The 12534-nt window shown below is 71.0% G+C and carries 14 protein-coding genes; 8 read left to right on the forward strand and 6 right to left on the reverse strand.

Features of this window, described 5'->3' with window-relative positions:
* Positions 1-13 precede the first annotated feature (13 nt).
* Positions 14-1927, reverse strand: a complete 1914-nt coding sequence (locus A176_RS33200) for an FAD-binding oxidoreductase (protein ID WP_002637655.1) — start codon at positions 1925-1927, stop codon at positions 14-16.
* Positions 1928-2485: 558 nt separating this feature from the next.
* On the opposite strand from A176_RS33200, the gene A176_RS33205 reads away from it, so the two are divergent.
* Both A176_RS33205 and A176_RS33210 read left to right on the forward strand, forming a co-directional pair.
* Positions 2486-3163, forward strand: a complete 678-nt coding sequence (locus A176_RS33205; RefSeq protein WP_044890203.1) for a cytochrome b/b6 domain-containing protein — start codon at positions 2486-2488, stop codon at positions 3161-3163.
* Positions 3156-3854, forward strand: coding sequence for a molybdopterin-dependent oxidoreductase (locus tag A176_RS33210; RefSeq protein ID WP_044890204.1), 699 nt, complete (start codon positions 3156-3158; stop codon positions 3852-3854). Before A176_RS33205 ends, A176_RS33210 begins: the two co-directional genes overlap by 8 nt.
* Before the next feature lie 19 nt (positions 3855-3873).
* Here the strand turns inward: A176_RS33210 and A176_RS33215 are convergent, their stop codons facing one another.
* The 3 genes from A176_RS33215 to A176_RS33225 all read right to left on the reverse strand — a co-directional run bounded on the left by A176_RS33215 (position 3874) and on the right by A176_RS33225 (position 5869).
* Positions 3874-4308 (reverse strand): hypothetical protein, encoded by a 435-nt coding sequence (locus A176_RS33215; protein ID WP_002637658.1) that lies wholly within the window; start codon positions 4306-4308, stop codon positions 3874-3876.
* A gap of 11 nt (positions 4309-4319) precedes the next feature.
* Positions 4320-5105: an alpha/beta fold hydrolase gene (locus A176_RS33220; protein ID WP_002637659.1), complete on the reverse strand. Its 786-nt coding sequence runs from the start codon at positions 5103-5105 to the stop codon at positions 4320-4322.
* Between the two features lie 92 nt (positions 5106-5197).
* A complete protein-coding gene (locus A176_RS33225; protein ID WP_002637660.1) occupies positions 5198-5869 on the reverse strand; it encodes a tetratricopeptide repeat protein in 672 nt (223 codons plus the stop codon).
* Between the two features lie 40 nt (positions 5870-5909).
* Between A176_RS33225 and A176_RS33230 the strand changes: the two genes are divergently transcribed.
* Positions 5910-6662, forward strand: coding sequence for a DNA methyltransferase (locus A176_RS33230; RefSeq protein WP_002637661.1), 753 nt, complete (start codon positions 5910-5912; stop codon positions 6660-6662).
* A 12-nt stretch (positions 6663-6674) separates the two neighbouring features.
* Here the strand turns inward: A176_RS33230 and A176_RS33235 are convergent, their stop codons facing one another.
* Together A176_RS33235 and A176_RS33240 are read right to left on the reverse strand one after the other, a co-directional pair.
* On the reverse strand, positions 6675-7334 hold the full coding sequence (locus A176_RS33235; RefSeq protein WP_002637662.1) for a hypothetical protein: 660 nt from the start codon (positions 7332-7334) through the stop codon (positions 6675-6677).
* Between the two features lie 98 nt (positions 7335-7432).
* The gene (locus A176_RS33240) at positions 7433-8323 is read right to left on the reverse strand and encodes an EamA family transporter (RefSeq protein WP_044890254.1); all 891 of its coding nucleotides are present in this window, start codon (positions 8321-8323) and stop codon (positions 7433-7435) included.
* 173 nt (positions 8324-8496) lie between these two features.
* Between A176_RS33240 and A176_RS38415 the strand changes: the two genes are divergently transcribed.
* The 5 genes from A176_RS38415 to A176_RS33265 all read left to right on the forward strand — a co-directional run bounded on the left by A176_RS38415 (position 8497) and on the right by A176_RS33265 (position 12373).
* The gene (locus A176_RS38415) at positions 8497-8925 is read left to right on the forward strand and encodes a hypothetical protein (RefSeq protein ID WP_002637664.1); all 429 of its coding nucleotides are present in this window, start codon (positions 8497-8499) and stop codon (positions 8923-8925) included.
* Positions 8922-10280 carry a sensor histidine kinase gene (locus A176_RS33250; RefSeq protein WP_044890205.1) on the forward strand — a complete coding sequence of 453 codons (1359 nt, stop codon included), beginning with the start codon at positions 8922-8924 and terminating at the stop codon, positions 10278-10280. Before A176_RS38415 ends, A176_RS33250 begins: the two co-directional genes overlap by 4 nt.
* Positions 10277-11014, forward strand: coding sequence for a hypothetical protein (locus A176_RS33255; RefSeq protein WP_002637666.1), 738 nt, complete (start codon positions 10277-10279; stop codon positions 11012-11014). Before A176_RS33250 ends, A176_RS33255 begins: the two co-directional genes overlap by 4 nt.
* On the forward strand, positions 11011-11892 hold the full coding sequence (locus A176_RS33260; RefSeq protein WP_044890206.1) for a class I SAM-dependent methyltransferase: 882 nt from the start codon (positions 11011-11013) through the stop codon (positions 11890-11892). The genes A176_RS33255 and A176_RS33260 overlap by 4 nt, the downstream gene beginning before the upstream one ends.
* 145 nt (positions 11893-12037) lie before the next feature.
* The gene (locus tag A176_RS33265; protein WP_002637668.1) at positions 12038-12373 is read left to right on the forward strand and encodes a hypothetical protein; all 336 of its coding nucleotides are present in this window, start codon (positions 12038-12040) and stop codon (positions 12371-12373) included.
* Positions 12374-12534: the final 161 nt, after the last annotated feature.

Here is a 12534-nt window from a genome sequence, read left to right on the forward strand (position 1 = left end):
TGCAGCCCTTGTCTCAGGATTCCGAGCCCGGCTCGCGCTCGAGCTCCACCTGCCCGAGCACGCCGTGGTTGGACGCGCCGAAGAGGTTGTCGGGGTCCACCGCCTTCTTCACTTCGCGGGTGAAGGTGCGCGCGCCCTCGGAATAGATGTCCTTCATGAAGCGCTGACGGAGCTTGCCCACGCCGTGGTGGTGGGACAGCGAGCCGCCCGCGGCGAGCATCTCCTCGCGCGCCGCGTGCTCCATCTCCGTGTACTCGCGCACCGGGTCCTCGACGCCCTTCGCGTAGAAGCCCATGTAGAAGTAGATGCAGACCCCCGTCGGGTAGACCTGGGTGATGCGGCCGGTGAAGAACGGCTTGCCCGGCAGCTTGCGGCGCTCGTGCTCGCGGGACACGCGCTCACGGACGCGCTCGTAGAGCTCCATGGCGCGGCTCCACGGCACGCTCGTCTCGAAGCTCTCCGCGATGGCCCAGTGCTCGAAGGTGAGGTCGCGGATGTACGCGATGCCGAAGGTGAGCTGGTAGCCGCGCTCGCCATTCGCGCCGCCCGCCTTCATGCCGCCGTGGCGCTCCGCGATGGGGTAGAGGATCCGCTCCTGGAACTCGACCTCCGCCTCGGTGCCCTCGAACACCAGCGTCGCCACCGCGAGCGTGTCCGGGTCGTACCCCTTCACCTGGGTGACGAAGAACTTCTCCACGTCACTCTTCAGCTTGTCACCCAGGCCGTCCTTCTTCGGCTTGAGCGCCTGACCGAAGTGGAACTGGGTGTTGTCCATGACGCGCACGCTGGCGGGGACGGCGCCCGCGCTCTGCAGGTCGTAGAGGAACGCCAGGCCCGCGGCCAGGTCCGGGAACAGGACGCTGCCGTAGCGCTGCACCTCGGGCAACGGGAAGAGCTTCACCACGGCGCTGGTCACGATGCCGTAGTTGCCCTCGCTGCCGAACATGAAGTTCTTCGGGTTGGGGCCAATGCTCTCCCGGGGCCCCACGCGCGGACGCTCGACGACCCCGTGCGCGGTGACGACCTTCATGTCGAGCACCAGGTCCTCGATGTTGCCGTAGCGGTTCTTCTTCATCCCGCTCGCGTTGGTCGCAATCCAACCGCCGAGCGTGGAGAACTCCACGCTGTCCGGCTCATGGCCCATGGTGAAGCCGTGCTTCGCCAGCTCCGCCACCAGGTGCCGGCCCGTCGCGCCCGCCTCGATACAGGCCATGCGGTTGACGGGGTCGATCCACAGGATGTGATTCATCCGCCGCATGTCCACGGCGATGACGAAGCGCTGCTCGTCCACCGACAGGCGCAGCGCGTCCGTGACGTTCGTCCCGCCGCCGAAGGGGATGAGACAGGCGCCGTGCTGCTTCGCCGCGTCGGTGAGCTGGACGACCTGCTCGTGCGACGCGGGAAACACCACCAGGTCCGGCACGCGCTCCAGGCGCTCGTAGCGGATGGCCCAGATTTCCGCGCCCGTGTGGCCGTGCCCGCGGCGCAGTCGCACCAAGGGGTCACTGGAGAGCTGGTCCTCGGCCAGGAACTCGCGCAGCGCGGTCAGCAGGGCCGGAGCCTGCTTCGGCTCGGGGACGACGGGAGGGTAGTGCGGCTCGTTGCGGTTGTCGTAGCCCAGCGGCGACGCGAGCATCTTCGAGAACCAGGGCATCAGCGACGGCAGCTCGACGTTGCTGATGTTGTAGCGCGAGCCCGTCAGCACCACGTTGCCGTCCGGCTTCACGACGAAGCGCGTGTCCTTGAACCCCCAGCCGTCCAGGGACTCCTCGTCGCTCGTCACCTGGGACGGCGGTGGAACGAAGCGCGTCTCGCCTGTGCCGACATCGCGCCGCTCCGGCTTGAAGCCCGCGAGCACGTCGCGCGCCTCCTTCGCCAACGACGCGCTCGCCTGTCCAAGCTTCTGCGCCAGGGTCTTCTCCGACATTCCGGCCTCCATTGCCGTCGAGAGGGCCCTGCACCGCGGTGGCCGTCCCGAATCTGTCCGCGACGTACGCGGGGTGAAATCAGGCCCGAATCGGGACAGCGCCACGAATCGCGGCGGCTCCGTCATCCAGGCGGTTGAAACAAGCGCGGCCCCTCGGCGCGGCACCTGGGCTGGCGACACGGCCATCCCTGGCGGACCCTGTCCGGCGCAGGTGCCGGCGGGCGCCCTGCACGAGGGGCGACGCGAGAGAGGATGAATCGAGGAAGCCGTCAGTCATGCCCGTGAATCCAGCGGCTGAGATTCACCCACGACCGCCGAGACAACCCGCCAACGCGGGCGGCTCGCGGTGGGCACCCAGCCCGCCGCCATCGCACCGCCGAGTGGCAGGGTCCGGTTGCTAACACGATTCCTGAAACGGGAGCTACTTTTCGGGACCTCGGCCCCTGCCCCACGGGCCCGTATCGCGTCCTTCCGGCGACGTGCCAGCGCGCATCACGTGGACACAGTGATGGCTGCCCACCACCGGGGCCTCGCCACCCTCACGCCGCGTGACATCGGGTGCTTTCTTCCGGCCGCGTGCGCGCCCCCGAACAACGCAGACCCCAGCCGTGGCCCATCCGCGTGAGCCACTGGCTCAACGTGCCGCTGCTGCTCATCATGGCGGCCAGCGGCCTGCAGATTCTCGTCGCCTATCCACTGCTCGGGCCACGCGGCAGGCCCTATGGCTGGTACCCGTTCCAGGGCGTCTCACCACCCGAATGGACACGGCTGGGAGACTGGCTCGCGGGCGCGAGACATTGGCACTTCGCCTTCGCCTGGTTCCTCACGCTCAACGGCGTGGCGTATGTGCTGTATCTCGCGCTCAGCGGGGAATGGCGCCGCCGCCTCTTCCTGCCCCGGCGCGATACGCGCAATGCCCTGGCCACGCTCGCCTTCTATCTGCGCGTGCGGAGGCAGGCGCCCACGCAGGGCCTCTACAATGGACTCCAGCGACTGGCGTACACCGGCACGCTGGCGCTGGGACTGCTCGCCGTGCTCTCCGGGCTCGTCCTCTACAAGCCCGTGCAGCTCGGCGCGCTTACCGCGCTGATGGGTGGCTACGACGCCGCTCGCGCCGTGCATCTCATCGTGCTCGCGCTGCTCGCACTCTTCACCGTGGGCCACATCGTGATGGTGCTGCTCCACCCGCGAAGCCTGGGCGAGATGGTGACGGGCGGAAGGAAGCCGGATGCCTAGGCATCGTCTCCTCACACGGCGCACGGCCTTGCTCGGCGCCACCGTGCTCACTTCGAGCGCATGCGATAGCAAACGCCCCCGCGAAGGGTTCCTCGGCGCCATGGAGCGCTTCAACGCCCGCGTCCAGGCGGCGCTGTTCGACCCGGACCAACTGGCACCGGAACTGAGCCCCGAGGAGACGACGCCGCCCGGGAAGTTCCCCGAGTACTTCGTCTCCGACACGGTCCCGCTGGCGCCCGAGGGTTGGGCGCTGCGCGTGGGCGGGCTGGTGGCGCGTCCGTCGGTGCTGACACTGGAGGCGCTCCAGCGAATGCCACGCACCGACCTGCGCATCCGCCACCACTGCGTCGAAGGCTGGAGCGCGGTGGCATCGTGGCACGGCGTGCGCCTGAGCGAACTCGCCAGACACGTGGGCGCGGACACGCGCGCGGGCTACGTGGAGCTGCGCTCCTTCGACGCGGGCTACCACTCATCCTGGGACAGACCCAGCGCCTTCCATCCCCAGACGATTCTGGCCTACGGGATGAATGGACAGCCGCTGACACCGGGACACGGCGCGCCGCTGCGCCTCTATTCCGGCGTGAAGCTGGGCTACAAGATGGTGAAGTACCTCACCGAGGTGAACTTCCTCCCAGAGCCCACTGGCGGCTACTGGGAAGACCGCGGCTACGAGTGGTTCGCTGGCGTGTGAAGCGAACCACCCGAGGACCTCAGGCCTTGCTGCCCACGAAGCCGCCGCCGAACGGCGAGAAGCCCCGCTTGCGCAACGCCTCGCGCTCCGCGGTGAGGGCGGCCAGCGCCTCGTCCCGCGTGTTGTAGTGATTCACGGCCGCGCCGTTGATGGCGCCGCTGGTGAGCACGAACATGCGCGTCATCTCGTCGCCGCCGAAGCGGTACGAGCGATGCGTGTAACGCTCCAGCACCTCGCGCCGCTCCTTCCCGAAGACACGGCCCGCGGTGAACTTCACCACCAACCCATCCAGGTTGATGAGCAGGTCCACCCGGGAGGGGTACTTGGAGAGGTGCGCCTCCACTTCCGTCCTCCAACGGAGGACGTCCGCCTCATTGACCAGGACGCAGTCAGTGAAGTTCGCGGTGACGACGTCGTTCTGCACGTCGTAATCGAAGGACATGCTCCAGGCCATCTGAAGTCTCCTCAGGCCGTGGCGGAGCCGGCGAGGAAGGCGGACACCAGGGCCGCCGTCTCCTCGGGACGCTCCACCTGCGGGTAGTGGCCGGGGCCAGGGAGGTACGTCAGCCGCGCGCGGCGGATGGGCGCCACCACCGCCTGACGCAGGAACGCGGGCGGCAGGAAGGCGTCATCCGTGGCCACCACCAGCGTGGGCGCGGCAATCGCAGCCAGCTTCTCGGCGAAGCCACCCGTCGTCCAGGCGTCGTAGACCTGCTCGATGCACTCCGGGCTGACGTCCATCGAGTCCTTCAGCAGCGACTCCAGCGACTCCGGCGAGAGCTGCTTGCACGCGAGCCCAAGGATGGTCTGCTTCTGCTCGCGGCTCGAACCCGAGGTGCGGAACAACCCCGCCGCGTCCGGCGGCAGCGGCAGGCCCGTGGCCGGCACGGTGTTGAGCGCCACCACCCCGTCCACCCGGTCCGGCACCTCCGACGCCACCCACTGCACGAGCTGGCCGCCCATGCTGTGCCCCACCAGCGTGAAGCGATGCGCGCCCGAGGCGTCCACCACCGCCAGCACGTCCGAAGCCAGCGTCTCCAGGCCATAGCCCGTCTTCGGCCGGTCCGACTTGCCCGTGCCGCGCATGTCCGGAATCACCAGCCGCAGCCCGGTCAGGTCCAGGCGCTCCACCAGCGAATCCCACACGGCGCCGGACACCATCCAACCGTGGACCAGCACCACCGTCCGGGGACCGTCACCCACGACCCGGTAGTGGAGCGAAGTTCCGTCTTTCGCTGATGTCGAGGGCATGTGGGTATTCTCCGGAGAAAAGTTGATAAAGCAGGATTGTAGAAATCCGAGGAAGCACTAGCAAGCCACGGTTTCGAAGTGTTGGCTACCGCCTACGCGGAGAGTGTGGCCAGCAGTCGGCGGGCCTGCGCCGCGACGTCCACATCGTCCGACCGCGTCGCCTGCTGGGCGTGGGCCCTCGCCGCAGCTACGTCCGTGTCAGCCAGGGCCAGGGCCAGGTTGAGGTGGGCCGGGGTGCACTGGGGGTGCGCGGTCAGCACCCGCTGCAACAGCGGGACGGCGCGGCGCTTCCCTTCCACGCCCTGCTGGCAGAGCAGGACGGCGCAGTCATTCACCGGATCAGGCTCCGTGGGCCGCAGGGCCACCGCCTCTTCCAGCAACGCGAGCGCGCGCGCGGGTTCCCCCAGGGCGCCATGCACCTGGGCCAACGCGCGGCGCACCTCCACGGAGTCCGGAGCCCGGGCCAGCGCGTCGCCCAGCGCGGCGAGGGCCTCCTCCACCTGCCCGTCCGCCAGCGCCGCGATGCCGTGCCGGTAGGCGAAGTCCGCGCTGTGCGGCGCCAGGCGGCGCAGCTCGGCGGACGCGAACAGGGCGCTGCGCGGTGAGCCCGCGAGCATGCACAGCCGGTACATCTCCTCCCAGAGGGAGAGGTCCTCCGGCTCCAGGCCCAGGGCCTCCTTGAGCACGTGCACGGCGCGGCCCACCTCCCCCTTCTCCAGGTGGGCGTGGGACTGTTGGAGGAGCCTGCGGGCGGCGGCCTTCATGCGCGCGAGTGTACTCCCGCTCTGGCAGACTCCGCGCCTCATGGTGGACGAACGGGACGGCGACACGGGCGCGGCGCGGCGGGAACCCCAGCGCACGGTGGACTGCGAGGACGCACTGGCGTGGTTGGAGGCGCGCCCCGTGTTGGAGGGCAGCTCGGCCATCGCCTCCCTGCCTGACTGGTCGGAGTTCCCGACCCTCTCCCTGGCGGACTGGAAGGCGTGGTTCATCCGCGCGGCGGCGCTCATCCTCGCGCGCGTGCCGCCGGAGGGCGTGGCCATCTTCTACCAGACGGACGTCAAGGAAGAGGGCACCTGGGTGGACAAGGGCTACCTGGTGTCACGCGCCGCGGAAGAGGTGGGCGTGGACCTGCTCTGGCACAAGGTGGTGTGCCGGCGGCCTCCCGGGACGGTGACGTTCGGACGGCCCGCGTACTCCCACATGCTGTGCTTCTCGCGAGGCGTGCGCGTGGACATGGGGAAGTCCACGCCGGACGTCCTGCCCGAAGCCGGTGAGGTGACGTGGACGCGCGGCATGGGCGTGGAGGCCTGTCTCATCGCGTGCCGCTTCATCCTGGAGCACACCCGGACGCGCACGGTGGTGGACCCCTTCTGCGGCCACGGCACCGTGCTGGCCGTGGCCAACGCCCTGGGCCTGGACGCGGTGGGCGTGGAGCTCAGCCGCAAGCGGGCCCGCAAGGCGCGCAACCTCCGCGCGGAGCTGAGGGAAGGCACGCTGGTGCTCTCGGGCGCGTTCGGGACGGGCGCGCCCGCCGAGGAGGGAGAGTCGCTGTAGGCCCGCCCCGGGTTACTCGCCGGCCCGAGCGGTCTCCGCGTCCACCGGCGCCGGAACGAAGGCCGCCTGGGCCCCCAGCTCGCGCGCCACGGTGGCTTCCAGCTCGCCGATGAAGGCCGTGAAGAGCCGCTCCTCCAGCGCCAGCGCGTCCTCCAGCGAGGCGCCCACGGCGGTGAGCCGCGCGACGCACGCGTCCTCGATGGTGCGCCGGTGGCTCTGCTCCTCGGTGACGACGCGCCCCAGCTCCTCGCGCACGCCCGGGTGGCGCGAAGCCGCCTTGTAGAGCGGGTAGAGCACCATGGCGCGCCGCTCGATGGCGGTGGTGGTGAGCAGGTAGTGCAGGTACACGTCCGGCCCGCCGGTGAAGCCCGTGGCCCAGGTGGCCAGCTCGTGGTCCAGCGCCTGGAAGTAGCGGCCCGCCGCCTCCGGGCAGAGGAACGTGGTGATTTCCGCGCCGGCGACCTCGGCCGACAGGCGCTTGAAGGCGAACGCGTGGCGCGTCTCGTCGGCGAGGTGATTCAAGACCTCCAGCGACGGGTGCCGGTCCGCCACGGTGCGCGAAATCTTCCGCGCGCCGATGAACTCCATCAGGGAAATGGTGTGCAGCCAGCGCGCCTCCATGTCGGGCGTCTGGGCCAACTGGCGGAGCACGGACAGGATTCGGTCACGCATGCGCCGACCTCTAGCGCGCCGCCGCGTCCCTTGCGAGCACGAAGACGGGCCCGCCCGGTGCCTCCTCGCTATCCGGCGGAGGACATCCCCCCGCGCCGTCAGGCCGGAGCGGCCTTCTCCTCCGCCGCCTTGCGCGACGTCGCGGAGCTGCCCACCGAGGCCAGGATGATGCAACCGATGGCCGCCCACTGCCTCAAGGATAGGCGCTCGTCGAGCAGCAGCAGGCCCGACAGGGCCGCCAGCGCCGGCTCCACGCTCATCAGGATGCCGAACGTGCGCGTGGGCAGCGCCTTGAGCGCGTACATCTCCAGGGAGTACGGCAGCGCGCTCGACAGCACCGCCACGCCCAGGATGATGGGCAGTAACGTCACGTCCAGGAGCTTCGTGCCCGCGTGCGCGATGCCGAAGGGCATCACCAGCAGCGCCGCGGTCACCATGCCCAGCGACGCCGCCGTGCCGCCGTGGACGGAGCCGCCCGCGCGCTGGCCGAAGAGGATGTAGAGCGCCCAGCAGGTGGCGGCCACCAGCGCCCAGAAGACCCCCATCCAGTCCAGCGCGCGCGAGGTCTCCGACAGCGGAAGAATCAGCAGGATGCCGGCCACGGCCAACAGCGCCCACACGAAGTCGAGCGCCCGCCGCGTGGAGAAGATGGCCAGCGCCAGCGGCCCGGTGAACTCGATGGCGACGGCGATGCCCAGGGGGATGCGCTCCAGCGCCAGGTAGAAGGTCAGGTTCATCCCGCCGAGCGCCGCGCCGTAGATCGCCACGGACAGCAGGTCCTTGCGCGTCAGCCGCTGCCGCCACGGCCGGAACACCGCCGCCAGGATGAGCGCCGCGAAGAACACCCGGAGCGCCGTCGCGCCCGACGCGCCCACGACGGGAAAGACTCGCTTGGCCAGCGATGCCCCCGTCTGGATGGAAAGCATCGCCACCAACAACGTCAGGACGGCCACCGTCACGGGGCCGGGCCTCGTCAACCTTCGAGACATGCCGCGAACCTCTTCCGCCACGCCCACTGTCCACCCCGTACCACCGTCCCGCCCCGCAGGGTGAGGAGAACACGCTGGACAACACTCGCCGGGCCAGGAGTTTGACGAGACGGACGACGCTTCGCTTTGCTCGGGGGTGAAACGACTGTGCCAGGCCCCGGGGGGGAGCCAGCATGACGACGCCCAGAGTCCGAGAAATACGGTTTCATCCGCTTCGCACGCGACGAGAATGTCCTCCACGCTGGGACGCCCGCACGGGTGCGCCCACGCCCGCGCGGCCCCGGAGCCGCGCCAACACAGTCGAGGCGGACACGCCGAGGAAGCGGCCCATCTCCGCCAACGCGCTGGTGGACTACCTGGCGCGCAGCCATGCGCTCGGCGCGACGGAAGGCCCGGTGGGAGCTCGCGCGCTCAACCCCGCGCTCCGGCCACTCATGGAGGCGCTCCACCACGTGCTCGCGGGCGGCGAGGTGGCGGTCCACATCGTCCGGCCCGGAAACGCGGACCTCGTCGACGAACTGAACCACCGCGCCGAGCGCGCCACCGAAGCGTCCACCACCCTTGGCATGGCGGCGGGTGACACCCTCTCCGCCACCGTATGAGTGTGCGCTCCGCCGGACGGCAGGCCGTGCGGGCCTCGTTCCGGCGGTGGACACGCGCCCAGAACGCCCCGGAGGTGATGGCCGCCGCGGCCCTGGGCCCGTGGCTGGCGCTGTGCGCCCTGGTGCCCTGCATGCTCGCCATGGCCGCCTGGGCGCCGGGCGCGCGGAGCTTCTTCGGTCTCCACTTCGGGAAGGCGCTCCTGTGCGCCGCCCCGATGCTGCTCAGCGGCGTCATCTTCTCGCTGGTGCACCGGAAGCGGCGCCGCATCGAACCCTGGGGGTGGGCGTGGCTCGCCGTGGGCGTGGCCGCCATGCACTTCTTCGTGGCCGCGCTGATGGCGATGTCGGCGCTGCCCGGAGCGGCCGTCATTGCCTCGCTGTTCCTCTTCACCACCGCGTTCCACGGCCGGCTGCACCGGGTGACGCCGCACCAACCCTTCCTCGCGCTGGGCACCGCGCTGGCCCTGGGCCTCGCCCTGCCCCTGCGCGGCAGCGACGACCACCTGGCCCTCTTCGGCGTCATCGGCCCCGTGGCCCTCACGGCCGAGCTGTACCTGGGCACCTTCGCCGTGCAGCATGACCTGGCCCGCGCGGACGCCGAGCGCCTGCGCGCCGCCGTGCACGCGCAGCTCCTGGAGCAGCAGGAGCGCGACGTGGGCCGGCTGTCCCAGGCGCTGGCGGAAATCCTCGGCTACCACCACGACATCGACAACGCGCTCATGGCCGCGGGCAGCGCGGCGGACATGCTGGCCGTGCTGGGCGCGCCCCGCCTGCCGCCGGGCCGCTCCGAGTTCGAGGAGCTGCTGCGGCGGCTCAACGACAGCCTGACGCAGATTCGGGACATGGTGACGGACGCCCGCACCAAGGGCCGCCGCCACGCGGGCACGGAGCCCGAGCCGGTGGACCTGTCGCCAGTGCTGGACTCGGTGCAGGCCAGCGTGGGCCTGCGCTTCCCGGACGTGGACATCCAGGTGGAGGTGGAGCAGCCCCCGTCGCCCTTGCGCGCGCTCATGCGCGGCGGCGCGCCCACGCTGCGCCGCGTGGTGGAGAACCTGGTGCTCAACGCCTGCGAGGGCGACGGCGAGGAGGGCGCGGCCCGCGTCCACATCCTCGCGCGCGTGGAGCCGCTCAGCGGCCGCCTGGAAGTCACCATCACCGACGACGGACCGGGCTTCCCGCCGGGACAGCTCGGACGTCCCGCCGAGGCGCTCTACACCAGCAAGGCCCACGCGACGGGCCTGGGCCTCTACACCAGCGAGTGCCTGCTGCGCGCCAGCGGCGGGATGCTGCACCGGCAGAACGCGTCCGAAGGCGGGGCCGTGCTGCGCATGGTCCTCCCCAGGGAGTACCCATGAGCGGCGGCGCCCTGTATCAGGAGTCGCTGCGCGCGCTCCGCCGGCTCTCGCTGCCGGACGTGTCCGAACGGGACGTGCTGGCCGCGTTGGAGGCGGGGCAGCCGGGCCCGCTCGCCCTCTTCTATGAAGCGGGCGCGGAGGCCGGCCTGCAGCGCGACGCCCTGATGGCGCGTGGCGCCGGGCTCTTCCTCAGCTTCTGCGCGGGCAACCTCGCCGACGACCTCATCGACGGCGAATGCACGTACCACGACCCGCCGATGCGCGTGGGGCCGTGCGTGCAGTTCATCCTCCAGAACCTCGCCTTCGCCACGCTGTGTGGCGCGCAGGCGCAGCTTCCGGGCCCGGTGCTGGCGGAAGCCGTCCGCACCCTGGCGGTGGCCGCCGGGCCCCAGGCGCTGGAGGTGCGCGCGCGGACGTGGACGGCGCCGCTGTTCCGCCAGGTGGCGGAGGGCATCGCCGGCCAGCAGTGGGCCGCGTACCTGCAGGTGTTGTGGGCGGGCACCGTGCTGGAGACGCGGGCCGCCCTGGCGGGCCGGGCGCTGGGCGTGGCCGCGCACGTGGCGGAGGACATCCGCTCGCGCGACGTGCGCTTCACCAGCATGCCCGAGGCGGACCGCTACGAAATCGTGGATTGGGCGCGCGCCGCCGCGCAGTCGCTGCGCCGCTTGGACCTGCGCTGTCTGGACGCGGCGCTGCGCCGCATCGAGCCGGTGTTGCCAGAGGGGGAATCATGAGGGCCGAAGCCGTGGAACCCGAGTGGGTGCGCGACGAGGTGAGCGCGTACTACGAGGCGAAGACGGAGCGGCTGCTCCAACGGTACGGGCCCGGGCCCCGGGTGCACTACCACTCCGGGCTGGTGGATGTGGTGCCGCCCCCCGGCGCGTCACCCGCGACGCTGCGGGCGACCGTCCACGGCGCGCAGGAGGCAATGCTGGCGGAGCTGACGCGCGCCGTGGGCCGCTTCCCGGACGGCGGCGAGGTGCTCGACATCGGCTGCGGCCTGGGCGGCGGCTCGCTGTACTGGGCCATGGAGCACCGCGCCCATGTGACGGCGGTGACGAACGTGCCCTCGCATGTGGCGCTGGTGCGGGGCTTCGCGGAGGTCGCGGGCGTGGGAGCACGCGTGCGCCCGATTCTCTGCGACGCCCTGTCGGTGCCGGGCCGTGCCAGCTATGACGCCGTCGTGGCGGTGGAGAGCGCCTGCTACCTGCCTCGCGCCGAATGGTTCCGCCGCACGCGCGCGCTGCTGAAGCCAGGCGGCCTGGTGGCCATCGCCGACTGCTTCCTCGGCCGCGCCGAGCTGGCCGCGCCCTTCGACCGGTACTGGCGCACGCGCATCGGCTCACTGGACGAGTACCTCTCCGCCGCGCACGCCGCGGGGCTGGAGCTGGAGGTGCGCGACGACGTGTCCTCGCGCGTCGTGGGCTTCTGGTCGCTCACGCTGGAGCTGCTCGTCCATGAGCGGGCCCTGGCCTCCCCCACCCAGCACCCGCTGCGCGCCCTGGCCCGGGCGGGCCGCGGCGAATCCAGCCGCGAGCACCTGCGCCTGCAACAAGCGCTGATGGACGGTGGCCTGGAGTACGCGCTGCTCGTGCTCCGCCGGCCCGACTGAGGACACGCGATGCATCCCCCCGAGGCGAGCGCCTGCCCGGTTGGCAGGTGCCTGGACGGTCATGCGCAACGGTCGAGGGGACGGGGTGCGCCTGGGGGAGACAGCCTCCAGCCTTGGGCGAGTCGCTACTCAGGGAGGAATCGCGATGCAGGCATTCAAACGGTGGATGGTGGTGGGTGCAGTGGCCGCGATGGTGGGCGTCACGGGGTGCAGGGAGCAAAACCGCGACCATCGGGGGACGACGACCACGCCGGGCATGGAGGGCACGGGCGGCAGCGGCCAGGGCACGACGCCGCACCCGAGCGACACCATGGGCGGCACCGGCGGCACGGGCCAGGAAATCCAAGGTACCGACGCGGGCACCGGTGGCTCCGGCATGATGGACAACGGCTACGACGCGGGCACCGGCGGCTCCGGCATGATGAACGAGGGCCACGACACCATGGACCGGGGCACGCACAGTCCCGACGGCCAGCAGTAGGCCACACGGCAGGCCATGGCGGGCACGCCTCGGGGTCCGGGAACTTCCCGGACCCCATGCCGTTTCAAATCCCGCGAGGACGAGACACGACCTGGCCGGTGAGGTGCGCCGCGCTCGCGGTGAGACCCGGCGCGAAATGGGCTCTGTCCTACCCCCCACAC

It is taken from the genome of Myxococcus hansupus (assembly GCF_000280925.3).
GTDB lineage: Bacteria > Myxococcota > Myxococcia > Myxococcales > Myxococcaceae > Myxococcus > Myxococcus hansupus.